Source organism: Synechococcus sp. NOUM97013 (assembly GCF_014279815.1).
Classification (GTDB): Bacteria; Cyanobacteriota; Cyanobacteriia; order PCC-6307; family Cyanobiaceae; genus Synechococcus_C.
This window is the reverse complement of record NZ_CP047941.1, coordinates 2,144,658-2,170,907: the sequence shown is the minus strand read 5'-3', so window position 1 is coordinate 2,170,907 and position 26,250 is coordinate 2,144,658. Positions and strand designations below refer to the sequence as shown.

Sequence of the window (26,250 nt, the reverse complement as noted above, 5' to 3'; positions counted from 1 at the left end):
CAGATTGCTATTGATGTCTCCTCCAAGGTCAGTGAGCTGCTGCCCTGCTCATTGAATGGATGTCAAGGAGCCAAGTCGCCCGACTCGCATGCCCATCGCTTCTGACATCACTGCGCTTGTGGGACGCACCCCTCTGGTGAGGCTGAACCGTTTGCCCCAGGCCTTTGGTTGCAAAGCTGAGATCCTCGCGAAGCTCGAAAGCTTTAATCCCACCGCTTCGGTAAAGGATCGGATTGCCGGAGCCATGGTGGAGGCTGCCGAGCGTGACGGCACCATCGAACCAGGCCGAACGGTGTTGGTGGAACCCACCAGTGGCAACACGGGCATTGCTTTGGCCATGGTGGCTGCCGCCCGTGGTTATCGGCTCATCCTCACGATGCCCGACACGATGAGCACGGAGCGGCGATCGATGCTTCGCGCTTATGGCGCCGAGCTTCAGCTCACGCCAGGCAGTGAGGGCATGCAAGGTGCCATCAATCTGGCCCGTGAGTTAGTAGACGAGATCCCAGAGGCCTATCTGCTGCAGCAGTTCGACAATCCTGCGAATCCAGCCGTGCATGCCCAGTCCACGGCTGAAGAGATCTGGAGCGACACCGATGGTTCTTTGGATGCCTTTGTTGCCGGTGTGGGAACCGGTGGCACCATCACCGGTTGTGCAAGGGTGCTGCGGGAGCGTCGGCCAAATCTGCAGGTGGTGGCGGTAGAGCCTGCAGCCAGTCCTGTCTTGTCGGGTGGATCCGCCGGGCCTCATCGCATCCAGGGCATCGGGGCTGGATTTGTTCCCCCTGTGTTGGATCCTGATCTGATTGATGAGGTGATGGCCATTTCCGATGACGAAGCCATGGATATCGGTCGTCGTTTGGCCAGGGAAGAAGGGTTGCTGTCTGGTGTGAGCAGTGGAGCCGCTGTGGCCGCTGCACTGCAGCTGGGTCAGCGCCCCTCGATGGAGGGGCGCCGCATCGTGGTGATTCTTGCCAGCTTCGGAGAGCGCTATCTCTCGACACCAATGTTCAGTGCTGCTTCGGTACTGCCGGCGCGGCGGGATGGTCAGCTTTGAGCTTCAACTCCGCGGAGCACGAGTCATCTCTTGACCCTTATGCCGTGCTGCAGGTGGCTTCGACTGCCTCCCAGGATGAGCTGAAGGCGGCGTATCGCCGCCTGGTGAAACAGCATCATCCCGATGCGGGTGGTGATGAAGAAACCATCCTCGCGCTCAATGCTGCCTGGGAGCAGCTCGGCGATCCTCAGAGCCGCCGTGCTTTCGATCGGTTAAGTGGCTCAGCCCGTGAAGAAGCGCGTGCCCGCGGTGCGCGCAATGCGCGTGCCAGCCGTGCGGCGCGACGCGCTTCAGGGCAGGGTGCCAGTGCCGATCAGGAGCTGGCCACCTGGCTTCAGAAGGTCTATGTCCCCATTGATCGTCTGCTTGGGCAGGTGATCAATCCTTTTGCCGGGGAACTTCGCGCCCTGTCGGCCGACCCCTATGACGATGCGCTGATGGAGGCGTTCTGCAGCTATCTCGAACAGAGTCGCAATCGTCTCGACAAGGTCAAGACGCTCTTTCAGTCGCTTCCCACACCTCCGTCTGCCAAGGGTTTTGGTCTGAGCGTCTATCACTGTCTCTCTCAGGTGGAAGACGCCATCGCGGAGCTTGAGCGCTACACGATGGGCTACGTCGACAACTATCTCCACGACGGCCGGGAGATGTTGCGGGAAGCGCGTCAGCGTCGAAAACGGCTGCAGGACGAACGCCGTCGCCTGGAGATCGTCTGATGGGAGCGCTTGGGTTTCGCTTGGGTCTGCTGCTGCTCTGGCTTCTGGCGACAGCGATGGATCGGCTCTGGTGGAGTCAACATGGTGGTCTTCCCTCTTGGGATCAGGCCGATTACCTCAACAGCGCGCTGGACCATGGTCGTGCTCTGGGCGTGCTGGCAGGCGGTGAGTGGCAGGGTTGGAATGCTCTTCTGGATTTATCGCCGAAGATTCCGCCGCTGGCGTCGCTGGTGAACGGTTCGGTGATGGCTTTGGCGGGGGATTCACCCTCGCAGGCCGCTTGGAGTCTGAGTGTCTGGAACGCGTTGCTCCTTGGCGCGACAGCGGCTTGGGCCCTCCAGCTGCTGCAGCCGTTGCGTGTGGCCAGGACCTTCGCTTTGTTGGCTGTGTCGGCAGTGGTGCTGGCTCCGATGGTGTTGGAGTTGCGCACGGATTACGTCCTCGAACTGCCACTGATGGCCATGGTCACACTGGCGCTCTGGCGGCTTGGTGCCTGGTGGTCTCCCCAGAGTGGTGGTCGCTGGTGGCAAGCCGGTTTGGCGGCCGCTGCTGTGGCCGGATGTCTACTGGTCAAACAGAGCTCCCTGCTTGTTTTATTGCCTGCTCTGGGATGGTGTCTGATGACGGCGCAGCGCATTGGCCAGGGCCGACGGCTGCAGGCTCTGGCTGGTTTCGGCTTGGTGCTGCTGGCTGTGCTTCCTTGGCTCCGCCACAACTGGATCACCACCCTCGGCGGAACCAACCGCGCGGTGATCGAGTCGGCGGCCCGTGAGGGAGACCCTGGCGTGTTCAGTCTCGAAGGCTGGTTGTGGTACTTGCGTGTGCTGCCCGATCAAATCGGTTGGTTGGTGCTCTGCGTGGGGATTGCAGGGTTGCTGTTGTGGATGCGAACGCAGCGTTTGAAGGGGACTGCCTCAGTGGCCCTGGGAAAGGATTGCCGTGATCCCTGGTGCTGGTTGATCGGCACATTGCTGTTGGGTTGGCTGGTCACGAATCTGAGCCCTAACAAGGACGCGCGTTACATCGCCCCCCTGTTGCCGTCCCTGCTGCTTCTGCTGACGCGTGGTTGGTGGCAGTGGGGGGAATGGATCGGCCAGCGCTGGCCCTCCCGTTCGCCCTGGCTTCCTGGCCTCGCTCTGGCAGTCGGTGGTCTGGCCGTGCTTGCACCCTCTTGGAAGGCCCAGAGCGCTCGTCTTCGCCTCACCAACGGGCAACCCCTTGAGGCCATCGTTGCTCGGGCCGGTGGCGCGGATCCCACGGCTGAACCGGCAACGCTGATCGTGGTGCCAAGCACGCCTGATCTGAATCAACACAACGTCAGCTACTACGGTCGTCGCAACGGCGGACAGCTGGTTGGCCGTCAGCTTGGTGGCAGCCCTGATCACATTGAGCCGGCTTTGCGGCATGCCTCTTGGGTGTTGCTGGCGGAGGGCAAACAAGGCTCGGTTCGCAAAGCCGCCCGGGCCTTTGATCAGGCCATTCGCGACAGCGGTGTTTTTCAGCAGGTGGAGGTATTCCCCAGGCCGGAAGGGGGCAGTTACTCGTTGTGGCGTCGCCGTGGGGATGCGCCTGCACCGGTCGGCTTTGAGCGACGTTTCCCTGATCTCGCCGCTGGGATGGCCGCCGGCCCCCAAGGCCTGGATCCGGTGTTCAGCAGTGTGGCTACTGAGCACATGCTCGACGGCCATTTCAACTATCGGCCGCTGGTGCAAGCGGAGGCGATGGATCGACTGGCGCGAGACCCATCCGATGTTCAGGCCCGTTGGAATTTGGCTTTGCTCGCCGTCCTCGGAAATCGTCCCGAGGAGGCTGCACGCCAATTCGAAGCGCTGGAGGCCTTGATTCCTGAGAATCCCTGGCCCAGTGCCTACCGCAGCGTTGTGCTGCTAGCGGGATGGAACCCCTGGCAAGCCGCTTCAACAGCGGCTCAGGCCCGCATGCGCCATGGTTCCGAACCGATTCTCGACAGCCTTGATGCGTTGTCGGCTGTTCTTGGCGGAGCGTTGTGGAGACTGCCTGAAGCGATTCAGTCGGTGCCGGCAGCCGTTTCCAGTGTTGAAGAGGCTCTCAAGCCTTAGGAGAAGGATTCGAGCTGATCGATGCGCAGCCAGACGTCAGGAACCGGGCGACGCCAACGCACCTGGGCGTAGTCACCTTTCACCACCAGCACTTCGCCGGGCCCATCAAAGATGTAGGCAGGAGGATGGGGATCGCTGGCTCCTGCTTCGACGCTGCCCGCATAGGCGGATCGATTCACACGCACCAGAGCACCCTTCTTGAGGGCCGGTTTGGCCTTGGCGGCTGGTGCTGGGCTCGACGGTGTCTCGGCCATCACGGGACGTTGTGTTTGAGGCAGGCTAGAACCCTTTCACACTGCAACTCCACTCCACTTGGACAACGGCCTTTCCCTCTATCTGGTGGCTTTCGGGGGATTGCTGCTGGTGGCGGTGCTCCTCGATGATCTGGCGGCACGGGTTCGCGTGCCAGGCATCCTCATGGTGCTGTTGCTCGGCCTGTTGATTGACAACCATGTTGATGTCGTCGGCACGAAGCAGATCACGCTGCTGAACCTCGACCATGCGCAGCAGATCACAGAAGCGGCCCTTGTGCTGGTGCTGTTTTTCGGCGGGCTCACCACCAATTGGCAATCCGTGCGTGGCGTGATCAAGCCTGCGGGTCGATTGGCAACGGTCGGCGTGCTGATGACGGCTGCGCTGATCACGCTGGTGGGCCTTGGGTTTGGCCTGGCCCAGGGCGAGAGGTCGATGGTGGCTCTGTTGCCGAAATGTTTGTTCGTTGGAGCCATGGTGGCGAGCACCGACGCCTCGGCGGTGCTCGCCTTGCTGAGGCCTTTGCAGGGACGCTTGCCCAAGCCGCTGATCGATCTGATCGAGTGTGAGTCGGGCTTCAACGACCCGATGGCCGTTGTGTTGGCTGGTCTTGCGCTCGCTCTGGCCGGCGGTTCTGGCATGGAGGCAGGATCGCTTGTGACGGACCTGGTGCGTCAGTTCCTGCTCGGCATCCTGATTGGCTTTCTCGGCGGCAGCTTGACGGTTCAGCTGCTGGGGACGCGCATGGGACTGAATCAATCAGCGATGTTGCCGGTGGTCAGCTTGGCGTTACTGATGGTGCTCAGTGGCGGCACATCGCTGCTGGGCGGAAGCCCTTTGCTGGCTGCCTATGTGGCGGGGTTGGTGCTCGGCAACAGCCACGATCTTGATCAAGACCGTCTTGCTGAGGCTCATTCCAGCTACGCAAAGATGGCGGAATTGCTTCTGTTCCTCTGCATGGGCCTGGTGGTCAACCCCAAGGACGTCGTCTATGCGGCAGGGCTCGCGTTGGTGTTGTTCCTTGTGATGCAGCTGGTCCGGTTGCTAATGGTGCACATCTTCCTTTGGCGAACTCCGTTCAGCTCCGGGGAACGCATCTTCGTTTGCTGGGCTGGCCTACGCGGTGCTGTGCCGATCGCCATGGCCATCACGGCTTGGTCTTCGGGCGTGAGTTGGGGTGCCTCCATGCCTCCGCTTGCCCTTGCCGTGGTTCTTTACGGTCTGTTCATCCAGGGTTTTGCGCTGGTGCCGCTGGCGCGCAAGTTGAATCTCACCCTGCCGGAAGACGCTCCCGAGATGTCCGTCTCATCCTGATCAGAGTTGGCGCGCTGCTGCATTTCGTTCATCGACTGTCCTCCGATTCGTTGTTTGCTGCTTAACGTCAATTTCCTTTGACGCCATCCCATGCGCCTCCTGCTGATTGGTTGCACCGGTCTGGTAGGCCGTGGCCTGGTGCCTCAGCTTCAAGCTGCAGGTCATCAACTCACTGTGGTGAGTCGCCGGCCATCACCAGCCGGATTCTCGTCGGCTCAAGCTACCCAGCTTGATTGGATCCAACTCGACCCGGCCGTGGCGGCCAGTTGGGCGCCATCCACTCCACTGCACGAGGCGCTGAATTTGTGCGATGGCGTGGTGAATCTGGCGGGTGAACCGATCGCGGAGAAGCGCTGGACAGCCCAGCATCGTCAGTTGCTTGAAAGCAGCCGCCTGGACACCACCCGTCATCTTGTGGCTGCCATGGCCTCGCTGAATCAGCCGCCCTCGGTTTTGGTCAATGCCTCGGCTGTGGGTTATTTCGGCACAAGTGAAGAGGCTTGCTTCGATGAAGCCAGTGCCGCTGGCGACGATTTTCTGGCTCAGCTCTGTCAGCGGTGGGAAGAAACCGCCGCCGCCAAGCCAGCCTCCACGCGTCTGGTGCAGCTGCGGATCGGCATTGTGCTGTCAGCCGAAGGTGGTGCACTGGCCAAGATGCTTCCGGTGTTCCGCGCCGGTTTCGGTGGTCCGATCGGCTCGGGTCGTCAGTGGATGAGCTGGATCGAGCGCAGTGATCTCTGCACGATGATCCAGACGGCACTGGAATCGGAGTCCTGGTCCGGTGCGTTCAATGCCGTCGCACCTGAACCCGTGTCCATGGCGATCTTTGCCAGCAGCCTTGGACGTTGTCTCGGTCGCCCGAGTCTGCTTCCCGTACCTGGGCCGATGCTGCAGCTGCTGCTTGGTGATGGCGCCAAGGTTGTTCTCGAGGGGCAGCAGGTCCGCTCCACCCGACTCGAGTCCGTGGGCTTCAGCTTTCGTTGTCCGACCTTGCCCGTTGCACTTGACGTTGCCACCAGCTCCAGACGCCGTTGATCAGCGCAGCGCCCATCAACAGACCAATGGCAGGGGTGAACAGCGGCTCCCAGAGCCGCATGAACTGACGCATCGGTGCTTCCAGCCCTTGGCTGCTGCTGACCACGGCCAGTCCAAACCAGCCGGCTCCTCCCATCACCAGGAAGACATTGACCACCAGCAGGCGATCCAGCCAGATCTTCCAGATCGGTTGAGACGTCGGAGCGCTCATGGAGACGCCTGCAGCAGTCGGGAGATGGATGCCGCCATCCTGCTCCCCCCGCCGGCCAGGCCGAGACGATTCACAGCCTCTCTGTCACAGATGGATCTCAACTCAGCGTCCTGTTGATGTCGCTCCAGGAGGTTCAACACCATCTGAGCCGTCCGTTCGAGCGTGACTGGATCACCAGCTTCTCCTGGAGCACAAAACACACTGGGTCCCAGCAGACGGCGTTGGGCCTCAGCAAAGCCTTCGGTGAACTGCGGACCCTGCCCCACCAGTTGCAGCACCGGTCTTGCGAGTCCCACCGCCTGTTCTGCGGCCGTCCCGGCCATGCAGAGCAGCAGGTCGGAGCTGTGTAACACCGCGCCGAAGTTGCCGCGCCGGATCCAAATGTGGCAGTTACCACGACACAACGCCGAAGGTCTGTTGTCCGATCCTGCCTCCAGGTGCCAGTGGCGTGGTGCAACCAATGCTGAGAGCTCCGCATCCTGGAGAGACGACACCAGTGCCAGCTCGAGCTGAAGCTCACCGTTGTTGCGCCAAGACTCTGGCAACTGATCGATCACCTGCAGCAACAGCAGCAGGTTCTGTTCCAGTTCCGGTCGCCGGCTGCCCGGCAGCAGCCCCAGCCGGCGACGGGCCGGGGGCAGCCGCCTGGTGTCGCTCAGCACAGGATCCATGAAGGGGTTGCCGAGGAAATCGACGCGTCGTTTGAGCTGGTTGCTGAGATCGTCGGCACTCAGTTGATCGCGGCTGAAGATCGCTTTGAAACGTGGACTGCGCAGGCAGTCACTGCATGGCCATGGCAGGCGCAGGCGTCCCTCGTAGTGACTGGAATAGGCCACCAGGTAAGTGGCCACAGGGCGTCTGCTCAGCCAAGCCGCCATCACTGGAATCACATCGCCGATCACCACCACGAGGTCGTAGCGCTTGGCAATGCGCAGCAGGCGGACCAGGCGTCTCAAGAGATAGATCACCTGTCCTTGGACCAATTCGGTCAGGCGCCCTTGCAGGCTGGTGTAACCCAGTCCACCGGTGCTGAACTCCTGGGTTCCCCCGATCAGGCCAATGCCTGCATCCCGGTAGGGCTGGCCTTTCCCTACCAGCGGAAGTGCTTCGACGTTGTGTCCTTCAGCCTGCAGCGCGCGGCCCAGCAAGGCACCGGAGAGATCCTCCCCATGACCATTGCTGAGCAACAGCAGTCGACTCACCTCAGAGCTCCAGCCAGGCCTTCACTTTCAAAAGAGCCGGCCATTCAGGTCGCCGCTTCAGTCCGTCGTCGATCGATTCCTTCAGTTCTGCGCCCACATCGGGAGCCAGCGCCAGCACCTGCTGAACTACTTCAATGTGATCTCTCACGCCCTTGGCTTTCGTTTCCAGCATCGCCAAACAGAGATTGATGCGAGCCTGGGGGTCCTGTCCGTTCAACTTCACGGCCATCCGGGCTGAGCGCAGGGCGTCATCAGATTGGTCACAGAGCAGTTGCAACCAGGCCAGGCATGTCCAACCCGCTGACTGACGCGGCGCTGAAGCGGTGATCGCTTCAAAATCGGCCAGCAGCTCCTGGGCTGGAGCACCTTGCTGATAGCGGCTCATCGCCTGCTGAAACAGACTTTCCTGGCTGGACTCCATGAAGCGTTGAACCTTCAAGCAATCTCTTCAGATTCCCACAGAAGCCTCAGCGAACCGGGCCCCCGACTCAGACAGCAAAAGAGCTCCCGCAGCCACAGGTCTGCGTTGCGTTCGGATTGGTGAAATTGAAGCCGCCGCCGATCAGTGCCGTACTGAAGTCGAGCTGCATTCCGTAGATGTAGAGCAGGCTCTTGGGATCGCAGATCACCGTGAAAGTGGCGCCATCGGGAGCCTCGTATTCGTAGCTTTCGTCATCCTCAAGCGTTTCGGATGCCGGCACGAAGTCCATCGTGTAGCTCATACCGCTGCAGCCGCCAGAGCGCACACCGACGCGCAGCACCTTGTTGTCACCCTGATCAGCGCACAGCTTCGCCAACTGCTGCATGGCAGGTTCGGTGATCAGGACGCCTTTGCCATCCCGTGCGGTGTGGGAGGGAGCCGTGTCTACCACTGCAGTTGCAGTTGTTTCAGCGGTGGTTTCGGAGCTGGACATTGCAGGCTCTGGGACAGAATCCAAATTCATTTTATGAATGGCTGAGGCCTGCCGCCTGAAGCAGTGCAGTCAGGTCTCTTCATAGAGTCGCTCTAGTTGCACGCCAGATGGTGCGGGTCGCGATTGTTGGTTCCGGTCTGGCAGGCCTGTCCGCTGCTGTGGATCTTGTGGATGCCGGCCATGAGGTGAACCTTTATGAGGCTCGTCCGTTCATGGGCGGAAAAGTGGGCAGCTGGGTGGATCCCGACGGCAATCACATCGAGATGGGATTGCATGTGTTCTTCTTCAATTACGCCAATCTCTTTGCCTTGATGCGCAAAGTGGGCGCCTTCGAGAATTTGTTGCCGAAGAACCACACCCACCTGTTCTGCAATAAGGGCGGTGATCTGCGAGAGCTCGATTTCCGCTTTCCGATCGGTGCTCCGTTCAACGGTTTGAAGGCATTTTTCACCACACCTCAGCTCACCTGGATCGACAAGCTGCGCAATGCTCTGGCGCTGGGCACCAGCCCCATCGTTCGCGGTTTGGTGGATTACGAGGGGGCGATGCGCACGATTCGCGCGCTGGATTCCGTCAGTTTTCAAGATTGGTTTGTGGGCCATGGCGGGAGCATGGAGAGCATCCGGCGCATGTGGAATCCAATTGCCTACGCACTTGGGTTCATCGATTGCGAAGCGATCTCGGCCCGTTGCATGCTGACCATCTTCATGATGTTCGCGGCCAAAACTGAAGCTTCGAAACTGAATCTGCTCAAAGGATCTCCTCACCGTTGGCTGACTGGCCCGATCCTTGACTACATCCAGGCGCGTGGTGGAAAGCTGCACCTCCGCCACCGCGTGAAGCAAGTGGAGTTCAGTGATGGAGATCAACCGGAGGTCACGGCCCTTCAGCTGACGACACCGGATGGTGATGTTCGCGTTGAAGCAGATGCCTATTTGGCCGCCTGTGATGTCCCCGGTATTCAGCGACTCCTCCCTGAGCAGTGGAAGCGTTTCCCTCAGTTCGCGGCGATTCACAAGTTGGAAGCCGTTCCTGTGGCCACCGTTCAACTCCGCTACGACGGTTGGGTGACGGAACTTGGTGACGAACAGGAGTCCCGCCGTCGTGATGTGGATCAGCCCGCAGGCCTCAACAATCTCCTCTACACCGCTGATGCTGATTTCAGTTGCTTCGCGGACTTGGCTTTGGCTAGTCCTGAGGACTACCGCAAGCCGGGTGAGGGATCGTTGCTGCAGTGTGTGCTCACACCAGGTGACCCATGGATTCCCAAGTCTGTCGATGAGATCGTTGCCCATACCGACCGTCAGGTGCGCGAGCTGTTCCCTTCGGCCCGCAATCTCAAGCTCACTTGGAGCAATGTGGTGAAGCTGGCGCAATCGCTCTACCGCGAGGCACCGGGCATGGAGCCTTACCGCCCTGAGCAGCGCACACCGGTTCGGAACTTTTTCCTGGCAGGCAGTTACACGCGTCAGGACTACATCGATTCCATGGAGGGAGCCACGATGAGTGGCCACCTCGCGGCTGCGGAAATTCTCAAGCGACTAGTGCAGCTGGCCACGAATGCGGCGGTGGCCTGATGGGACGTTGGCTTGAACATTCGGTGACAACGGAGGTCAAAGCACCTGTAGACCGCGTCTGGGCCGTCTGGAGTGACCTTGAAGCGATGCCTAAATGGATGCGCTGGATTGAGTCGGTGAAGACCCTCGATGATCCCGATCTCACCGACTGGACCCTGGCGGCGCAGGGATTCCGCTTCAGCTGGAAAGCGCGAATCACCCAGCGGGTGGAAGCTCAGCAGCTTCATTGGGAATCGGTTGGTGGGCTCCCCACCAAAGGTGGGGTTCGCTTCTATGCCGAACAACCGGATCGCACTGCGGTGAAGCTCACGGTGACCTACGAGCTTCCAGGAGTCTTGGCACCGTTGATGGAACCGACCATCCTTGGAGGGATCGTCACGAAAGAACTGCAGGCCAACCTTGATCGCTTTCGAGACCTGGTGGAAGACGGCGGAGCCGCCCACTCCTGATCTGCATCGGCCTGTTCGTGGGTATTCCCCGTGGTTGACGCGTTGTCTTCCCCTGGTGCTGGTGGGGCTTGCAGCCTGTGGTCGTGCCACTGAGCCTGATCTCTCCCAGTTCCCGCCACCTGTGGCGACTCCGGTTGGGGAAGAGATTGTGGAACCGGAAGTCTCCCCTGGCTTGGCATCAACACCAGGATTGATCCCTCTCCCTAGTCGCGACCAGGTTCTGGCATCCGTGCCGGAAGGACGATCGGATCCCTTTGCACCCGTCGTGTCTCGTACAGGGGTGGTGGGATCGAGCGAGGAAACCGCGACTTCTACAGCCGCTGACGCTGATGCAACCCCCGCTCCGGACATGAAGGTTCAGGGGGTGTTGCAGGTGGGTGGTGAGCTCCGCGCTCTGGTCCAGACAGCCACGGGTGCTGGCACGGTCTGTGTCGGACCGCGGGGCCGTTGCCCCGGGGATGCAGCCGCGCTGCTGCCCTCGGGTTGGAGCATTCAAAGCATTGATCTACGCCGAGGATGTCTTGACGTGATGGTCTCGGGTCAGGCTCAGCGCCGTTGTATGGCTTGAACGCACGCTTCCACCAGCCCATCGAGGTCATGCGGGCAGGCTTCGGCGTCGACACGCCCCAGCAGCTCCATGCAGCGCAGGCTGGTCTGGGGCCCGATCGACACCACGGCCGGTTTTTGAAACACCGATTCCATCCGGTCGTTGCCGATGGCCTCAGTCAGCAGAGCAACGGTGTGACTCACCGTTTTCCCACTGCTGAAACTGACGGCATCCACCTCGCTGGCTTCGAGGGCCTGGAGCGTGTCGTGTGGAATCGTCTCAGGGCAGCGCGATTCATAGGCCGCGACTTCCACCACTCGCGAGCCGGCCTCGCCGAAGGCCTCAGCGAGCAGCGTGCGTCCGCCGCTCTGAACCCTTGGCAACAGGATGCGCAGCCCCCAGCCCGACACGGGAAAATGGTCGATCAGGCTGTCGGCCACGAAGGTGGGTGGCACGAAGTCGGCAGAGGCACCAAGGTCGTCCAAGCGCCGGGCGGTCTTGCGCCCCACGGCTGCGATCTTGAGGCTCTCAGGACGTCTGGCTAAACACCGTCCCATCCTCTGGAGCCTGGATTCGACCGCATCAACACCGTTGGCGCTGGACAGGATCAGCCAGTGAAAGTTCTCCAGTTCGGCGAGTGCATCGTCGAGGGGGGCCCAGCTGTCTGGGGGGCCGATCTCTAGGGCTGGCAGCTCGAGAACCCTGGCGCCAAGGGACTCCAGCATGCGCCGTCCCTCACTTTGTTGCTCCTGGGCACGGGTGATCACCACCGTGCGTCCCTGCAGTGGCTGATGCTGCTTGGAAGTCATGCGCCTGGAGTCTCGTCCAGTTTCACCAGGCCACTGATCTGCGCCTTCAGTGCCGCAGCTTCCTCATGGCGCTGCTGCGCCTGCAGAACGGAGATCGCCTGACGGAATCCGGTTCGAGCACCGTCGATGTCCCCTCCCATCAGTCGTGCCACGGCCAGGTTCTGGTGGCTTTCAGCATGGGAAGGGTCAAGGCCGATTGAACGCTCGTAGGCGTTGATCGCGGCCAACAGATCGCCACGGCGCCGTTCCATTAAGCCGAGGTTGTACCAGGCCAGAGCCACTTCGGGAGCGCGCTGGCAGGCGGTGGTCGTGAGCTGGATGGCTTCCTCCAGTTGGTTCTGCTGCATCAGCAGGGCTGCCAGATTCAGGCGGGCGCCAAGGCTGAGCCGTGTCTCCAGGGGCAACGCCAAAGCCTCTCGGTAGCAGGCCATGGCCGCCTCGCGGTCGTCTGCGGCCAGGGCGATGCCCAGGTTGAGCAGCAGTTCATAGCGCTCGGCAATGAACTCTTCGCCACTCGGCAGTGTCTCCAAGCCATGGCGCAGCAGCTTGATGCCTCGGTCGCGGTTTCCTTCGCTGACTTCCAGGGCGCCGAGCTTTGCGCAGGCATAGGGATCACCGGGTTGTTCCTCCAGCCAGCGTTCCATCGATTGACGCAGACGCTTGGCTTTGTCGGTTCCTGAGAGGAGCTCGGGGCGATAGCCGTCATGGAGGAGTGCCGGTTCGGCGCAATTGGCAATGCGCCACTGGGGCTCGTCGCGCATCAGAGCAGCGACGCTCTCATCGATCATGGAGTGATAGGGCTTGCTCCATTGAATGCGGGGATGCCTGCGGAACAGGCGACTCACATTGGAGTAGGGCGCCATCGCCGCACCCAGTTCATGTCGGAGCAGATTGATCACCAGCACATCCGGCTGGGCCATCAGGGCTTTCAGCTTGGGAATCGCTTCCGTGCGGAGCTGCTCGTCCGCATCGAGCACCAGCACCCAATCCCCCTTCACATGCTCCAGTGCTGCATTGCGTGCGGGGGCAAAGTCCCCCGGCCATTCCAGATGTTCAACACGGGCCCCGCAGGCTTGGGCCATTGCCACCGTCTCGTCCGTGGAGCCGGTGTCGACGACGACCATCTCATCGACAAAGTCCTGCACGGACTGCAGGCAGGCCTCGATCCGCGTCGCTTCATCGCGCACGATCATCGAGAGGCTGAGCATGGCGGCCTTGAACACTGGCGCTGAGATTAAGGGCAGATCTCTCTCTTGTTCTGCTTCGGATTGGCTGTGCGGTGTTCAGTCGGTGAAGTCCCTGCCTCCAGTCCCTGCAGGTGTCGTGCCGATGATCTTGCTCAGCAGTTGTTCCTGGGCTTCAGGCATTTGTCCGGGGCTGTAGCCAGCGGGCGTGGACTCCGGCAGGAGAGTGCGCAGTGCATCCCAGCGGTAGGGACACCCGTAAACGATCAGGCCTGCCAGGCGTCCATGCCGCAGTAGTTGCTCAATCGCTTCCGCCCATGGTTCGCTGCGTTCCTGACCTGCCCGGAACGGGTTGCCGCGCAGGAACAGCTGCAGCAAGACTCCACCATCCCCCAGGGTCTCTAGGGCGAGGGGCTCCTTCGGATCACCGCGATCTGCCCATGGCGAGAGTCCTTTGTCGTGGCAGATCCGAGTCCTGAAGCCGAGGCCTTCCGGTGCCGAGACCGCCGCTGAATCAGCCCGCAGCACGGGGCAGGGCAGCACGCCATCCACGCGGATCAGGTTCAGGCCTGTCAGCTGCGCTGTGGGTGTCAGCACAGGTCCTTGGGCTTCCAGAGAGCGTTCCACCAACTCCATGGCCAATGCATGGTCGGCTTCGGTTTCGATTGCGTTGCCAGGCGTTGCAGTTTCCAGATCTGAACAGCGCTTCAAAGCCTGCTGACGCCTTTGCATCGATTCGTGCAGGCGTGATTCGGGAATCCTGCCGTTGTCGAGGGCGGCACAGATGGCATCGATCGCCGCATGGGCATCCACAGGCATCAGGATCAGATCGGAACCCGCTTCAAAGGCCTGCACCGCGGCTTCTCCAGGTCCCACCCGTCGGCTGATGGCTTCCATGACCAAGGCATCCGTGACCACAAGCCCCTGGAAGCCCAGGTCGTGCCGCAACAGATCGGTCAGGACCGCCTTGGAGAGCGTGGCTGGTCTTTGGTCATCCAGAGACGGCACCAGCAGATGGGCTGTCATCACACTGGCGACCTCAGCGGCAATCAGTCGTCGAAAGGGAATCAGCTCCAACCGATCCAAGCGTTCGCGGGAGTGGTGAATCACAGGAAGCTCCAGATGCGAGTCCTGTGCGGTGTCACCGTGTCCGGGGAAATGTTTCGCACACCCCAGAACCCCACTGTTGTGTAGACCCCGTTGAAACGCCTCCGCCAGATCGGCGACCACTTCAGCGTTTTGACCCCATGCCCGCACATTGATCACCGGGTTGGCCGGGTTGCTGTTGACGTCGCAGACCGGGCCAAGCACCCAGTTGAGGCCGCAACGTTTGGCCTGAGCTCCCGTGACCCTTCCATAGCTTTCTGCTAACGCCACGGCTGTGTCGGGATCTTTCGTCTTCAGCCGCCCCAGCGCCATGGGGGGCACGAGCCAGGACGCGCCTTCAAACCGCTGGCCCACGCCTTCCTCCACATCGGCGCACAGCAGCAGGTCTGAGTGACCAGCCCAGTCGCGCAAATTTCGGCAGCGCTGCTGAAGATCCGTGGCGCTGCCACCCAGGAGGATCACCCCTCCCACACCAGCCTCCAGCAGCTCCTGCAGGGCAGCGTTGCTGAGTTCCCAGCGGGGATAGCGCCGTTGCCTGTCACTCGCATGGCCACTGGCTCGGACCACCAGCAGCTGGGCGACAGCCCGGCGGCGTTCAGCTGTGTTCATCTCCGGTTTGTCCGGGATCAATATCACTGCCGGCGGGAATCTCCCCTCGGACCTGTCGCTCACGTTCAAGTTCACCCAGCAGGCTCAACACGGAGGTGCCTTTTTCAAGGCCACGGTCGAGTTGAAAGATCACTTCAGGGGCACGACGCATCTGCAGTCGCCGTCCAAGTTCGCCGCGCAAATAACCACTGGCGGCTTGCAGCCCATCCATCACCTGGTTGCGGGCTTCGCCATCAGCCAAAACACTGACGAAGATCTTGCAGTGCTGAAGATCGCCGCTCACCTCCACGTTGGTGATACTCACCATGCCCTGGTGCACCCGCTCATCCCGGATGCCGCTGATCAGCAGTTCGCTGGTCTCCCGACGGATCAGGGCGGCCACGCGTTCAACCCGACGTCCGGGGGCCATTTCAGAGTTGTGGTGCTGAAGACACCATGGCACGCAGCACGAAACTGACACTGAGGAAGCCGCTGATCAGTGCCCCGATCAGCGCGACAGCGGTGACCGGATTGCTGCGTCGACGTGCCAGTGGCTCAGCGACGGAATTGATCACACCGAGGCCAAAGGTGATCAGATAGCGCGGGTAGCGCGTCACATTGACGAAAAAATCGCGCATGGCGATGGCGAGGGTCAGGACTTGATGGCTACTCTGCCGGCTCTTGACCCGGCGTGGACATGCTGGAGCTTCATCAGTTCCGTCATTCGGCCTTCTGTCTGAAGGTGCGGATGGCGCTGCAGTCGAAAGGACTCAGTTTCAGAGAGGTGGAGGTCACTCCCGGCATCGGCCAGATCGCGGTGTTCAGGCTTTCGGGACAACGTCAGGTGCCCGTGTTGGTGGATGGTGATCAGGTGGTGGCCGATTCCAGTGCCATCTGCCGTTATCTCGAGACGCTTGAGCCAGCGCCAGCCCTGATCCCCGATGAGCCCCGCCTGCGCGCTCAGGTGGAGTTGATCGAAGACTGGGCAGATACGACCCTGGCAGCTGCAGCCCGTGCAGCACTGTTGCAGGCGGCAGTGGATGACCCACTGCTAAGAGATGCGCTGCTTCCCGACGATGTGCCGTCACCCGTTCGGCAGGTGATGTCAGGACTGCCAGGCGGTTGGCTGAGTGGCGTAGGCGATTTGCTCGGTCAGGAGCAGAGGGCCTCCATGCTCAGCAGCCTCTGCTCCATGGCTGATGCCATCGATGCCGCTGGGGTGATGGTTGGCGATGTGCTGAGCCTGGCTGATCTGTCGGTGGCGGCGCAGTTGTCGCTTCTGCGTTTCCCACCTTCAGCAGGCTCTGCGCTGGCTGGCCGCGGCGTTCCAGGGATTAGCGATCACCCTCGACTGCAGTCGTTGTTTCAATGGCGTGATCAGTTGGAGGCGCGTCTGATCCAGCAGGATCCAGCTGCAACGGTGTGAGGGTGAGCTGGAATCGGCTGCTGCGCCCTTCCAGCGATACCTCGCTCTCAAGGCCGGGACCGTCATGGCTGACCTGGCGTTGATCGGCGCAGATCGCAGCACCACAGCGCTCGTAGCGGGTGAGCGTCTCGATGCGGCTGATCCGAGGTGCTGCGGGGCCGTGGACCACCTGCAGTGCCAGCTCATCGCTGAAGAAGACTGAACGCTCTCTGGGGTCGCTTTCTTTGCGACCGATCACGGTTGTCTCCAGCATCAGATCTCCCTTCAACCGGGCCAGCTGACGGTTCACCTGATCAGGATCCTGCTCAACGCTGAGCAACTGAGTGCCTAGCAGTGCGTCACCAACGGAACGGGCATTGAACACACGGTCGCCCACCAGGTCACCACGTTGATTGAGTCGAAAGCGAGCTTGATGCAGCAGCGGGTCATCTCCGTTTTGACTTTCACCTTGGCGATCAAGCTGTTCGCTTCGCACCTCCCAGGTGCCGTCAAACCAGGAGGGATAAATCAGATCCTGGCGGCCACGGGGTCTCGGCAAAGGAGCCGGCAGCGTCCATTCGGGCCAGTTGCTGAAGCGTTGCTCCAGGAACACCTGGTTGCGATCGTCAGCGGCTGCGGCGTCGACCTGCACCAACTGCAGCACCATGGTGAGCAGCAGTGCCAACAGCGATTTCACCATGTCTGATCCTCTGATCCGATCGCTTGATCACTACGTGGTGCTGGTGCCCGGAGAACCGGAACAGCTGCTCAGCGCAGGCGACACCCTGGCATGGCTGGCACAACGTTTGCGCGGGCTGGACCCATGGCCGGCGGATTTGAAGGGTTGCGCGAGCCCGGAACAGGCGGCCTCCCGTCTTCTCGACACGGCCTGCGAACTGGAGATGTCACCAGGCTTCTCTCTGCAGTGGTACGCGGTCCGACTGGAACCACCAACCGCCTGAGCTTCATTCCGGACGCTGTTTGGGCGGGTCCTGGATCAGGTTTGGCAGCAGCTGCAGGATGCCATCAGCGACCACATCCGGTGTCTCCTCCTCAATCACCACCGTCAGATCGGCTTCGCTGTACTGCGGACGCCGTGCGTTGAGAATCCTGTCGAGAGCCTGAGCGGGATCCGCCTCTTGAAGCAGGGGGCGTGGGGTGCTGTCAGCTTCAAGCCGCTTCAGCAGCTGCTCGCGTTCCACATCAAGCCAGATCACGATGCCTTGATGCATCACTCCCCAGTTTTCGGAGCGGGTGACCACGCCGCCTCCTGTTGCCACCACCAGTGAGTGACGTTCGCTGATGGCGCTCAGAACCTGGGTTTCCAGTGCCCGAAACCCCGCTTCACCATCCCGCTGAAAGATCTCAGGAATGGTGCAGCCCGCCAGCTGTTCAATGACCGAATCGGAGTCCACAAAGCCATACCCCAGCTTTTCGGCGAGTGGCCTGCCTGTGCTGCTTTTGCCGCTTCCCATCATTCCCACGAGATACAGGCTTCTTCCGCCCAGGCGTTGTCGCAGGGTTGGAGTGGTCTCGGCCATGACTCGAATTTGCCGTTAGCTCATTAGGATGCCTTCTGGCCGAACCGTCACATGACTGAAACGAAGTCGACTGCACGGCATGGCCGTGGACGCGGTTGTGTCATCACACGTCGGGCTTGCTTCAGTGCCAGCCACCGTTATTGGCTGCCGGAACTCTCCGCTGACGACAATGCCGCTCAGTTTGGCCCCTGTGCTCTGGCACCAGGACATGGTCATAACTATGAATTGATCGTGTCCATGGCCGGAGGTCTGGATGAAGACGGCATGGTGCTCAACCTCTCCGAGGTCAAGCACGCCATCCGCAGTGAGGTCACTGGACAGCTGGACTTCCGTTTTCTGAACGAGGCATGGCCTGAGTTCGACGTGTCCCGCCCTGATGGATGCCTCCCTACCACGGAAGCACTCGTCCGCCAGATCTGGAAGCGGTTGAGTCCGCATCTGCCGATCACAGCCTTACGCCTTTACGAACAACCGGGCCTCTGGGCCGACTATCTCGGACATCCCATGGACGCCTTTCTCACCATCCGCACCCATTTTGCTGCTGCGCACCGCTTGGCCCGCCCTGAGTTGAGCCAGGAAGACAATGAACGCATCTACGGCAAATGTGCTCGGCCGCATGGTCATGGCCACAACTATCTGGTGGATGTGACAGTCCGCGGCACCATTGACCCACGCACCGGGATGGTCTGCGATCTCTCAGCGCTGCAGCGTCTGGTCGACGATCTTGTGGTTGAGCCCTTCGATCACACCTTCCTCAACAAGGATGTTCCTTTCTTTGAGGATTGCGTCCCCACTGCTGAGAACATTGCTCTCCACATTGCGGATCGCCTTTCGGCCCCCATCAAGGCCATCGGCGCACATCTGCACAAGATTCGTCTGCAGGAGAGTCCCAACAACGCGGCAGAGGTGTATGCCGAAACACCGCAGCTGGAGATGACGCCTGCGTCTCTTGAAGCGATGGCCCCGGTCTGACCCAGGCTTTGTCTGCTGAGCCCATCACCGTCCGCCTCGTGCTGGCGATCAGTCTTGATGGGCGCCTGGCTCCACCGTCCGGTGGCGCTGCCCAACTTGGTGGGTCCGGCGATCGGCGTGTTCTGGAAGAGGCCTTGGCATGGAGCGATGCGGTCTTGGTCGGTGCCGGTACCTTGCGCGCCCATCGCTGCAGTTGTTTGATCCGTTCGGATGATCTGCTGCAGCAACGCACCACAGCGGCCCGTTGTCCTCAGCCGGCGGCTGTGGTGGTCAGCCGTTCGGGAGAGTTCCCTCTGGAGTGGCCGTTCTTTCAGCAACCCTTTGAACGTCACCTGCTCACCCCCATGGGTCTGGTCGCGCCTGGTTTTCAGGCGGGCCATCGCCTGACCGCCTCTTGGCAGGACACCTTGAACGGTTTGAGCGCTCAAGGCTGGACCCGGCTCCTGCTGCTGGGAGGGTCGCAGCTATGTCATTCCCTCTTGGCGCAGGATGTCGTCGATGAGCTGCAGTTGACCCTTTGTCCCCGTGTGCTCGGTGGGCCCTTCAGCTGGTTGCCAGTCAACGGCTCTCCGCTGCCCGACTCATTGCTGGAACCAAGCGCTTGGCATCTGCGTGAACTCCGTGATCTGGGAGGACACGAAGTGTTGGTGCGCTACGGCCGCAATCGGTCCACGAGTCCCTGAACTGGGATTGTCTCCAGATTGGATGAAGGCAGTCCAAACAATGTGGCCAGGCAGCGCTTGATGACCACGTCAGAATCGTCTCCGATCTGTCCTCGGAGCAGCTCCGTCATCACGCCCCACTCTCGGCCGCTGCGGCTGGTCTCGTTGATCAGACACTCACTGACGGGCCGGGCCAGGGACCGGCAGGGCTGTTCCACGGCCTGGAGCACCAATGTTTCAGAACTCCATTTCCTGTCGACCGCTTGCGCTGCCAGGCTTCTGCATTGATCCGCCAAGCGGTTTTCGACGCTGGGCTGCAGGAGCTGCAGCACCGGTTTCAGCACTCCTGCCCTGGTGCGCAGGTTGGCGCTGTCGAGGGCCCAAAGCACTGCGAGTAGCACGAGGGGAAGACGTTCAAGCGGAGGCAGGGGGCGACGGTTGAAGACGACATCCACGGTCTGTTTCATCGTTGCCCGTTCCATGCCCGTTCCATGCATGTTCCAGCATCGCCCGTTTCAATCTCGCTGGTTAGGGTCGTGCCTGAGTCGTTGACCCTGGCCCCGGATGGCACCGCTTACGGCTCGTTGGCATCGCAGCATCCGCGAGATCCCGCAGCAGCAGTGGGACAACCTGCTGGCGGAATACGTGAGTCCGTTCTACCGCTGGAGCTGGCTGGCGGCTCTCGAAAATTCTGGAAGCGTGGCGCCGGACCAGGGCTGGCAGCCTCTCCACCTCTCGATGTGGAGAGAGGAGCAGCTCGTGGCGTTTGCCCCTCTGTATCTCAAGGGTCACAGTTACGGCGAATTTGTTTTTGATCAGTCATTTGCACGTCTGGCAGGCGATCTCGGGCTTCGCTACTACCCCAAGCTGATTGGCATGAGCCCGGTCAGTCCGATCCAGGGCTACCGCTTTCATTTTCACCCGCAGGAGGATGCTCAGGAGCTCACGGCCGTGATGCTGCGTTTGATCGATGAGTTCGCTGCGCGGAACGAGATCCTCAGCTGCAACTTCCTCTATGTGGATCCCAGCTGGAAGCCACTCGCTGAGGCGGCCGGCTGTGCGGCTTGGGTCAACCAGCAGAGCCTGTGGAGCGCTGATGGCCAGGCGGATTTCAGCGATTATCTCGCGGGTTTCAATGCCAATCAGCGACGCAACATCAAGCGGGAACGCAAAGCAGTGCAGAAGGCTGGGCTCAGCGTGACTCCCATCACAGGTGAGGCCCTCACGCCAGCGTTGCTGTCACGCATGCATGGTTTCTATGAACAGCATTGCTCGCGTTGGGGAGTCTGGGGCAGCAAATATCTTCAGGCTTCCTTTTTCGATCGGTTAATCGAGCCTGGTCTTGCTCAGCATGTGGTGCTGTTCAGTGCCCATCGCGGTGACCCCTGCGATCCCGTGGCCATGTCGCTCTGCGTGCAGGATGCGCAACATCTCTGGGGGCGCTACTGGGGTAGCGATGAAGAGATTGACTGCCTTCATTTCGAGGTCTGTTACTACGCTCCCATTGAGTGGGCTCTGCAGCAAGGGCTCCTGAAATTCGACCCTGGGGCGGGTGGCAGCCACAAACGCCGCCGCGGCTTTGTGGCCAGACCCCACACCAGCCTGCATCGCTGGTATGACCCACGCATGGACACTCTGATTCGCTCCTGGTTGCCTCGGGCGAATGGTCTGATGCATGAGGAGATCGAGGCGATGAACGCTGAGCTGCCCTTCCGATCAGAGCCCCCAGCATTGGGGCTTTGAGACTTCGATTTGTAGGGTGAGCTGATGACTAGCGTCCCTTCATCACTCGACGACCAGCTGTCGCAACGCTTCATTGCGCTCGACCCCAGCGGTTATTTCCTGATCAAGGTGGATGCCGACGCTGCTGAACTGGTGGTTGAGCACTACAGCAACGATGTGGACGACAAGGGTCGTGCCACCGATCCTGAGACCGGTGAAGTGTTGGCCTGCCGCGGTGGCGGACCAAGAGAAGCCCTCCGCCGCTTTCGCGGCCGCACCGCCAAGGAACTCGGGATCGCGCTCACCGAAGGCGACGGGCCGCATCCGCTCAGTCGTCTCGACCATGCTCTGTATCTCGGGCGCGAGCTACAGAAAGCCGAGATCTGCCTGAGGAACGGCGACGCCTACGTGCAGGACTGAATCGGCACTCAGGCCGGCTGCAATTCCCGGGATGCGCTGGGCTCTTCAGGGGGAAGCGATTCCAGCTGTTCGCGGATTTCACGCTGAACGATTGCGCGGTACTCGAGGAAGTGCTCGTTGTGGGCCAGCACCACCAGGAATTGCTCCAGCATGGCCGGGTTACGACGGGCCATGCTCAGCATGTAGCGCCAGAAGCGGCTGCGGGTGCTGCGTTTGAAGCCCTGCCGCCACACCACAATGGATAGAGCACGGATGTCGGTCCAGGTGGGCAGCGACGCCTTTCCTTTCCAACGCGGAGCTCCCATTTTCAGGTAGTAGGAATACACCCGATCCATGTAGGCATTGGGTTCATAGAGCTCACAGAACGCCTCGACGTACTCGTTGGCGATGTCGCGGATTGGTCGGGTTGGCTTGAAGTTCAGCAGGTTGGTCTGATTAACCCCTTTGGCGGCGTCCTTGTCCTGGATCAGCCGCCCTTCTTTCTCAAGGCGATGCCAAAGAGCGGTATTAGGCAGCGCTTGCAGCATGCCCATCATTGCGGCGGGGATGCCGGTGCGTGTCACAAACTCCACGATGCGGCGGCCCGCCCCGTCTTTTTCACCGTCGAAACCGATGATGAATCCAGCCATCACGCGAATGCCGTTGCCGGTGATCCGATCGACGGCCGCATCCAGTGGATTGCGGGTGTTCTGAATTTTTCGAGAGGTTTCCAGGCTGGCCTCGTCGGGTGTTTCGATGCCAAGAAACACACTCTCGAAGCGGGCTTCGTGCATCATCCTCATCATTTCGTCGTCGTCAGCAAGGTCGACGGATGCTTCGGTGGCAAAGCTGAAGGGGTAGCCCCGCTCTTCTTGCCAGGTTTTGATCTGCGGAAGAAGCAGCTTGGCGTTGCGCTTGTTGCCGATGAAGTTGTCGTCCACCAGGAAGATGGAGCGTCTCCATCCCAGGTCGTAGAGGTATTGCAGCTCAGCGATCAGCTGTTCGGGTTGCTTGGTGCGCGGCTTGCGTCCATAGAGAACGATGATGTCGCAGAACTCGCAGTTGAAGGGACATCCCCGTGAAAACTGCACGCTCATCGAGTCGTAGGCGTCCAGTTCCAACAAATCGAAGCGTGGAATGGGGGTTGCTGTGACGTCGGGTTTGTCACCTTCGGCGCTAAAGCGTCCGCTGGTGTCACCCCGCTGGATGGCTTCGATGAATTGAGGCAGAGTGATTTCACCTTCGTCCAGCACTTTGAAATCGGCCTGGGCGATTTCTGGTGCATCAGGGGTGGAACTGGCGTAAGGGCCACCCACGGCCACAGGCAAGCCACGCCGCTTCGCTTCGGCAATCTGCACCTGCATGTCGTCCTTCTGGACGATCATTCCGGAAATCACCACCAACTCGGCCCAATCCCATTCGGCCTCGGTGACTTCACGGACATTGCGGTCGACCAGCTTCATCTCCCATTCCTGGGGAAGCAGTGCAGCCACCGTGACCAGTCCCAGGGGAGGCAGCAGCACCTTGCGGTTCACCAGCTCCAGGATTTTTTCGTAGCTCCAGAAGGTTTTCGGGAAGAGGGGATAGATGAACAGGGTGCGCATGATCAGTGGCGTTGAGGTGAACGTCTGTTGTCTGCGGTCGACCCTGCTGAGAGAACCGTCCGATCCCATTTGATTTCGTTGTGCAGAAGCTTAAGGCGGATCTGGCAATCCTTGCTCCGGTGTCTGATCTAATGGTTGCTGCCATTTGTGACAGCCATGGGCGTCGTCATCTATCTGGGTCTTGTCGGTGCCGGCCTCGTCACCGCTGCCATCATCAGCTTCGTGCTGCGTGGAATCAAGCTGATCTGATCTCGGTCAGCACCGTTCCGCCACGACGCCAGATCTCCCACAGCGCCAGCACGACTCCGATGCCTCCCGTGATGGCAAAGGTTGTTGCCAGTCCGAGGGAGATGCTGAGTTGTGCCGCGATCAGGCCGCTCAAGCCACCTCCCCCTAAAAAGGCGATCTGGCTCAGTCCTGCCATTCTTCCCCGCAGGACCTGAGGAGCACCCACTTGGGTGATCAGATTGCTGCTGCTCAGTAATCCAGCTGTGCCTGCTCCGATCAGCAGCGTCATGGCCAGCACGAAAAGTGTGCTCCCTCCGCGTGCCATGCCTAGCTGCGCCAGGGCTGTGGTCAGTCCGAAGCCTGCCAACGTCAGTGAGGGTCTGCTGCAGAAGCGGTGGCTGTTGCGCTGCAGCACGATCCCTCCCGCGATGCTTCCCAGGGCCAGAACACTGGTGAACATGGCCAGGTCCATCGGGGCCGTTCCCAGTTCTTGCGCTGCGATCAGAGGGCCAAGTCCTGGATGGAAAAAGCCCACGACGCACATCAATGCTGTGAACATCAGCACGCTGCGCAGGGTGCTTCCACACTCCCGCCACGCCACGCTCAGGGTCGCTGTCTTGCCGGGTGTGCTCCGCTCCTCCAGCTCCAGCCGTGGTTTCAGAAGCCAGATCACACTGGCGATGGGCAAGAGATAGGTGGCGGCATCCAACGTGAGTGCCTGCGCGGGGCCCGTGAGGGTGACCAACCAGCCGCCAAGAAGCGGTCCCACCAGTTTGCCCACGTTGAACACCACGGAAAAGCTCGTCAGATAGGGCGCTAGCTGGCTGGCGTCATCAATCAGCAGCGCGCAGTATTTGTTCCTGGCCGTGAGTTCGTAGGCACCAGCGATGCCCGCCAGCAGTGTGCTGGTCAACAGCATCAGCACCTGGGATTGTCCGTCCAGTATGGGGATGGCCAGAGCGGCCAGGAGGCCGGCTCCAAGCAGCGCCCATTGCGCCTGTATCAGCACGCGTTCACATCCCACGCGATCCGTGCGAACGCCTGCTGGGCCACTCACCAGCATGGTGGGAAGCGACAGCGCAGCGAAATGCAGCGCCAGCACCATCGGGTCTGCCGTTTGATCCATCAGGATCCAACCCTTGGCGGTGAGCCCCGCAAAGGATCCTGCGGTGCTCATGCCGGAAGCGATCAAAAAGATGATGCGTTGACGATCGTGCGATCCAGATCCGCTCACGAAGTCGTCCGCGCCGAAGCAACCATTTCGGTTGCGCCAACGATCTCGCCGGTCAGGTCGTAGATATCTGCGCCGGTGATCCGCACAGGGACCATGGTTCCCGGTGCAGCCTGAAGACCATCAGCCCGAGGTTGCACCTGCACTTCGCCATCCACCTCGGGTGCAAATCGGGCGCATCGACCGATCATGGCCCCGGTGCTGGGGTTGTGCTGTTCGATCAACACATCCACGGTGCGTCCGACCCAGCGGCTGTTGGCTTCAGCGGAGATCGGTTGCTGAAGGGACATCAAGCGATCTTTACGGGCGATGGCAATGTCTGCCGGGACTGGATTCGGAAGCTTGGCCGCGGCGGTTCCTTCCTCGGCGGAGTAGGTGAACACCCCCACATGGTCGAAGCGCTGGCGTTCTAAGAAGCCCGCCAGATGTTCGAACTGTTCTTCTGTTTCACCCGGGAAACCCACGATCAGCGTGGTCCGGAGCACGGCATCGGGCAGTTGCTCCCGCAGCTGGTCCATCAGGCGTTCATTCACATCCGCCTGCCAGGGGCGATTCATGGCGCGCAGAACCTCAGGGTGGCTGTGCTGCAGGGGTAAATCGAGATACGGCAGCACGTTCGGCACGTCTCGATAGGCCGCGATCACATCGGGTGTGAGGCCCGTTGGGTAGGCGTAGTGCACGCGGATCCAGGGGATCTCCACCTCGCCCAGGGCGCGCAGCAGATCGGCCAGCCGTGGTCGTCCATATAAATCGAGGCCGTAATTGGTGGTGATCTGGCTGATCAGCACCAGCTCCTGCACCCCCTGCGCAGCCAGTTGATGGGCTTCAGCCACGATGGACTCGATTGTCCGCGAGCGTTGATCGCCACGTAGGTGGGGAATGATGCAGAACGCGCAGCGGTAATCGCAGCCTTCCGCCACTTTCAGATAGGCGACCGCTTCTCCTGTCGTTCGGTATCGGGGCAGATTTTCGTCACCGACGAAGGTTGGGGTTTGGCTCACGCGATTGACCCGTTCTCCAGCTTCGACCCGCTGCAGCACCTCCACGATGTGTTGGTAATCCCCGGTGCCGACGATCGCTTTAGCTTCAGGTAGCGAGTCGAGCAGCTCCTCCTGGAAATGCTGAGCTAGGCAGCCGGCGATGATCAGTTCCTTGCCCTGTTCCGCCAGGCCCACCAGCGTGCGAACCGATTCCTCGCGGGCGTCTTGGATGAAGCTGCAGGTGTTCACCACCACCACATTGGCGTCGCTCTCATCGCTGGTCACCCCATAGCCGGCCTGCGTCAGCAGGCCGAGCATGTGCTCGGTGTCAACACGATTTTTTTCGCAGCCCAGATGGGCAAACGCCACGGTGGGTTTCACAGTGGACTTGGTGCTGATTCCGTCTCGGACTTGGGGTTGGTCCGGGGACATGGGCACGACGGATCAATTAATCAACATAAATCTGCGC

At 60.9% G+C, this 26,250-nt stretch carries 31 protein-coding genes; 15 read left to right on the top strand and 16 right to left on the bottom strand.

Annotated features, from left to right (window positions below; genetic code table 11):
- Positions 1–88 precede the first annotated feature (88 nt).
- From cysK to SynNOUM97013_RS11835, 3 genes are read left to right on the top strand one after another with little or no spacing between them, the layout of a single operon-like run.
- A complete protein-coding gene (cysK, locus tag SynNOUM97013_RS11845; RefSeq protein ID WP_186479959.1) occupies positions 89–1,057 on the top strand; it encodes a cysteine synthase A in 969 nt (322 codons plus the stop codon).
- Positions 1,054–1,770 carry a J domain-containing protein gene (locus SynNOUM97013_RS11840; protein ID WP_186479958.1) on the top strand — a complete coding sequence of 239 codons (717 nt, stop codon included), beginning with the start codon at positions 1,054–1,056 and terminating at the stop codon, positions 1,768–1,770. The genes cysK and SynNOUM97013_RS11840 overlap by 4 nt, the downstream gene beginning before the upstream one ends.
- Positions 1,770–3,848 (top strand): phospholipid carrier-dependent glycosyltransferase, encoded by a 2,079-nt coding sequence (locus SynNOUM97013_RS11835; protein ID WP_186479957.1) that lies wholly within the window; start codon positions 1,770–1,772, stop codon positions 3,846–3,848. Before SynNOUM97013_RS11840 ends, SynNOUM97013_RS11835 begins: the two co-directional genes overlap by 1 nt.
- On the opposite strand, the gene SynNOUM97013_RS11830 is transcribed toward SynNOUM97013_RS11835, so the two are convergent.
- Complete coding sequence (locus tag SynNOUM97013_RS11830) at positions 3,845–4,102, bottom strand: NAD(P)H-quinone oxidoreductase subunit O (protein WP_186479956.1); 258 nt, start codon at positions 4,100–4,102, stop codon at positions 3,845–3,847. The genes SynNOUM97013_RS11835 and SynNOUM97013_RS11830 overlap by 4 nt on opposite strands.
- A 58-nt stretch (positions 4,103–4,160) precedes the next feature.
- Here SynNOUM97013_RS11830 and SynNOUM97013_RS11825 point away from each other — a divergent pair, with 58 nt between their 5' ends.
- Both SynNOUM97013_RS11825 and SynNOUM97013_RS11820 read left to right on the top strand, forming a co-directional pair.
- Positions 4,161–5,414, top strand: coding sequence for a cation:proton antiporter (locus SynNOUM97013_RS11825; protein WP_186479955.1), 1,254 nt, complete (start codon positions 4,161–4,163; stop codon positions 5,412–5,414).
- A 90-nt stretch (positions 5,415–5,504) separates the two neighbouring features.
- The gene (locus SynNOUM97013_RS11820; RefSeq protein WP_186479954.1) at positions 5,505–6,449 is read left to right on the top strand and encodes a TIGR01777 family oxidoreductase; all 945 of its coding nucleotides are present in this window, start codon (positions 5,505–5,507) and stop codon (positions 6,447–6,449) included.
- On the opposite strand, the gene SynNOUM97013_RS11815 is transcribed toward SynNOUM97013_RS11820, so the two are convergent.
- The 4 genes from SynNOUM97013_RS11815 to SynNOUM97013_RS11800 form a co-directional block, all read right to left on the bottom strand.
- Positions 6,385–6,660 (bottom strand): hypothetical protein, encoded by a 276-nt coding sequence (locus SynNOUM97013_RS11815; RefSeq protein ID WP_186479953.1) that lies wholly within the window; start codon positions 6,658–6,660, stop codon positions 6,385–6,387. The two genes, SynNOUM97013_RS11820 and SynNOUM97013_RS11815, sit on opposite strands and share 65 nt — an antisense overlap.
- Positions 6,657–7,862 carry a lipid-A-disaccharide synthase-related protein gene (locus SynNOUM97013_RS11810; protein WP_186479952.1) on the bottom strand — a complete coding sequence of 402 codons (1,206 nt, stop codon included), beginning with the start codon at positions 7,860–7,862 and terminating at the stop codon, positions 6,657–6,659. Before SynNOUM97013_RS11810 ends, SynNOUM97013_RS11815 begins: the two co-directional genes overlap by 4 nt.
- A 1-nt stretch (position 7,863) precedes the next feature.
- A complete protein-coding gene (locus tag SynNOUM97013_RS11805; RefSeq protein ID WP_186479951.1) occupies positions 7,864–8,283 on the bottom strand; it encodes a hypothetical protein in 420 nt (139 codons plus the stop codon).
- A 67-nt stretch (positions 8,284–8,350) separates the two neighbouring features.
- Positions 8,351–8,776, bottom strand: a complete 426-nt coding sequence (locus tag SynNOUM97013_RS11800) for an iron-sulfur cluster assembly accessory protein (RefSeq protein ID WP_186479950.1) — start codon at positions 8,774–8,776, stop codon at positions 8,351–8,353.
- A 110-nt stretch (positions 8,777–8,886) separates the two neighbouring features.
- Here SynNOUM97013_RS11800 and zds point away from each other — a divergent pair, with 110 nt between their 5' ends.
- Genes zds through SynNOUM97013_RS11785 form a run of 3 tightly spaced genes read left to right on the top strand, consistent with a single transcriptional unit; the run spans position 8,887 to position 11,370 of the window.
- Positions 8,887–10,353, top strand: coding sequence for a 9,9'-di-cis-zeta-carotene desaturase (gene zds / locus SynNOUM97013_RS11795; RefSeq protein ID WP_186481619.1), 1,467 nt, complete (start codon positions 8,887–8,889; stop codon positions 10,351–10,353).
- Complete coding sequence (locus tag SynNOUM97013_RS11790; RefSeq protein WP_186479949.1) at positions 10,353–10,802, top strand: SRPBCC family protein; 450 nt, start codon at positions 10,353–10,355, stop codon at positions 10,800–10,802. The genes zds and SynNOUM97013_RS11790 overlap by 1 nt, the downstream gene beginning before the upstream one ends.
- Positions 10,753–11,370, top strand: a complete 618-nt coding sequence (locus tag SynNOUM97013_RS11785) for a hypothetical protein (RefSeq protein ID WP_186479948.1) — start codon at positions 10,753–10,755, stop codon at positions 11,368–11,370. The genes SynNOUM97013_RS11790 and SynNOUM97013_RS11785 overlap by 50 nt, the downstream gene beginning before the upstream one ends.
- Here the strand turns inward: SynNOUM97013_RS11785 and SynNOUM97013_RS11780 are convergent.
- The 5 genes from SynNOUM97013_RS11780 to SynNOUM97013_RS11760 all read right to left on the bottom strand — a co-directional run bounded on the left by SynNOUM97013_RS11780 (position 11,349) and on the right by SynNOUM97013_RS11760 (position 15,675).
- The gene (locus SynNOUM97013_RS11780; RefSeq protein ID WP_186479947.1) at positions 11,349–12,158 is read right to left on the bottom strand and encodes a uroporphyrinogen-III synthase; all 810 of its coding nucleotides are present in this window, start codon (positions 12,156–12,158) and stop codon (positions 11,349–11,351) included. The genes SynNOUM97013_RS11785 and SynNOUM97013_RS11780 overlap by 22 nt on opposite strands.
- Positions 12,155–13,366: a glycosyltransferase gene (locus SynNOUM97013_RS11775; protein ID WP_186481618.1), complete on the bottom strand. Its 1,212-nt coding sequence runs from the start codon at positions 13,364–13,366 to the stop codon at positions 12,155–12,157. Before SynNOUM97013_RS11775 ends, SynNOUM97013_RS11780 begins: the two co-directional genes overlap by 4 nt.
- Positions 13,367–13,441: 75 nt before the next feature.
- Entirely contained in the window at positions 13,442–15,058 is a 1,617-nt protein-coding gene (locus SynNOUM97013_RS11770) for a glycoside hydrolase family 3 protein (protein ID WP_186479946.1), read from the bottom strand.
- The gene (rbfA, locus tag SynNOUM97013_RS11765; RefSeq protein WP_186479945.1) at positions 15,045–15,467 is read right to left on the bottom strand and encodes a 30S ribosome-binding factor RbfA; all 423 of its coding nucleotides are present in this window, start codon (positions 15,465–15,467) and stop codon (positions 15,045–15,047) included. Before rbfA ends, SynNOUM97013_RS11770 begins: the two co-directional genes overlap by 14 nt.
- Position 15,468: 1 nt before the next feature.
- Positions 15,469–15,675, bottom strand: coding sequence for a DUF751 family protein (locus SynNOUM97013_RS11760; RefSeq protein WP_186479944.1), 207 nt, complete (start codon positions 15,673–15,675; stop codon positions 15,469–15,471).
- A gap of 59 nt (positions 15,676–15,734) precedes the next feature.
- Here SynNOUM97013_RS11760 and SynNOUM97013_RS11755 point away from each other — a divergent pair, with 59 nt between their 5' ends.
- The gene (locus SynNOUM97013_RS11755; protein WP_186479943.1) at positions 15,735–16,463 is read left to right on the top strand and encodes a glutathione S-transferase family protein; all 729 of its coding nucleotides are present in this window, start codon (positions 15,735–15,737) and stop codon (positions 16,461–16,463) included.
- On the opposite strand, the gene SynNOUM97013_RS11750 is transcribed toward SynNOUM97013_RS11755, so the two are convergent.
- Entirely contained in the window at positions 16,372–17,142 is a 771-nt protein-coding gene (locus tag SynNOUM97013_RS11750; protein ID WP_186479942.1) for a DUF6816 family protein, read from the bottom strand. The genes SynNOUM97013_RS11755 and SynNOUM97013_RS11750 overlap by 92 nt on opposite strands.
- Here SynNOUM97013_RS11750 and SynNOUM97013_RS11745 point away from each other — a divergent pair.
- On the top strand, positions 17,141–17,404 hold the full coding sequence (locus SynNOUM97013_RS11745) for a chlororespiratory reduction protein 7 (RefSeq protein WP_186479941.1): 264 nt from the start codon (positions 17,141–17,143) through the stop codon (positions 17,402–17,404). The genes SynNOUM97013_RS11750 and SynNOUM97013_RS11745 overlap by 2 nt on opposite strands.
- Before the next feature lie 3 nt (positions 17,405–17,407).
- Here SynNOUM97013_RS11745 and SynNOUM97013_RS11740 read toward each other — a convergent pair whose 3' ends face one another.
- Positions 17,408–17,983, bottom strand: a complete 576-nt coding sequence (locus SynNOUM97013_RS11740; RefSeq protein WP_186479940.1) for a shikimate kinase — start codon at positions 17,981–17,983, stop codon at positions 17,408–17,410.
- A gap of 51 nt (positions 17,984–18,034) precedes the next feature.
- Here SynNOUM97013_RS11740 and SynNOUM97013_RS11735 point away from each other — a divergent pair, with 51 nt between their 5' ends.
- Positions 18,035–18,955, top strand: coding sequence for a 6-carboxytetrahydropterin synthase (locus SynNOUM97013_RS11735; protein ID WP_186479939.1), 921 nt, complete (start codon positions 18,035–18,037; stop codon positions 18,953–18,955).
- 8 nt (positions 18,956–18,963) lie between these two features.
- A complete protein-coding gene (locus SynNOUM97013_RS11730) occupies positions 18,964–19,638 on the top strand; it encodes a RibD family protein (protein WP_255442784.1) in 675 nt (224 codons plus the stop codon).
- On the opposite strand, the gene SynNOUM97013_RS11725 is transcribed toward SynNOUM97013_RS11730, so the two are convergent.
- A complete protein-coding gene (locus SynNOUM97013_RS11725; protein ID WP_255442782.1) occupies positions 19,608–20,114 on the bottom strand; it encodes a hypothetical protein in 507 nt (168 codons plus the stop codon). The genes SynNOUM97013_RS11730 and SynNOUM97013_RS11725 overlap by 31 nt on opposite strands.
- A 67-nt stretch (positions 20,115–20,181) precedes the next feature.
- On the opposite strand from SynNOUM97013_RS11725, the gene SynNOUM97013_RS11720 reads away from it, so the two are divergent.
- Together SynNOUM97013_RS11720 and SynNOUM97013_RS11715 are read left to right on the top strand one after the other, a co-directional pair.
- Positions 20,182–21,360: a GNAT family N-acetyltransferase gene (locus SynNOUM97013_RS11720; protein WP_186479938.1), complete on the top strand. Its 1,179-nt coding sequence runs from the start codon at positions 20,182–20,184 to the stop codon at positions 21,358–21,360.
- Between the two features lie 24 nt (positions 21,361–21,384).
- The gene (locus SynNOUM97013_RS11715; protein WP_186479937.1) at positions 21,385–21,759 is read left to right on the top strand and encodes a DUF4346 domain-containing protein; all 375 of its coding nucleotides are present in this window, start codon (positions 21,385–21,387) and stop codon (positions 21,757–21,759) included.
- An 8-nt stretch (positions 21,760–21,767) separates the two neighbouring features.
- On the opposite strand, the gene SynNOUM97013_RS11710 is transcribed toward SynNOUM97013_RS11715, so the two are convergent.
- Entirely contained in the window at positions 21,768–23,342 is a 1,575-nt protein-coding gene (locus tag SynNOUM97013_RS11710; protein WP_186479936.1) for a B12-binding domain-containing radical SAM protein, read from the bottom strand.
- Between the two features lie 156 nt (positions 23,343–23,498).
- On the opposite strand from SynNOUM97013_RS11710, the gene SynNOUM97013_RS11705 reads away from it, so the two are divergent.
- A complete protein-coding gene (locus SynNOUM97013_RS11705; RefSeq protein WP_186479935.1) occupies positions 23,499–23,591 on the top strand; it encodes a cytochrome B6 in 93 nt (30 codons plus the stop codon).
- Here SynNOUM97013_RS11705 and SynNOUM97013_RS11700 read toward each other — a convergent pair.
- Positions 23,578–24,804, bottom strand: coding sequence for an MFS transporter (locus SynNOUM97013_RS11700; protein WP_222929825.1), 1,227 nt, complete (start codon positions 24,802–24,804; stop codon positions 23,578–23,580). The two genes, SynNOUM97013_RS11705 and SynNOUM97013_RS11700, sit on opposite strands and share 14 nt — an antisense overlap.
- Positions 24,801–26,213: a 30S ribosomal protein S12 methylthiotransferase RimO gene (gene rimO, locus SynNOUM97013_RS11695; RefSeq protein ID WP_186481615.1), complete on the bottom strand. Its 1,413-nt coding sequence runs from the start codon at positions 26,211–26,213 to the stop codon at positions 24,801–24,803. The genes SynNOUM97013_RS11700 and rimO overlap by 4 nt, the downstream gene beginning before the upstream one ends.
- Between the last annotated feature and the right edge of the window lie 37 nt (positions 26,214–26,250).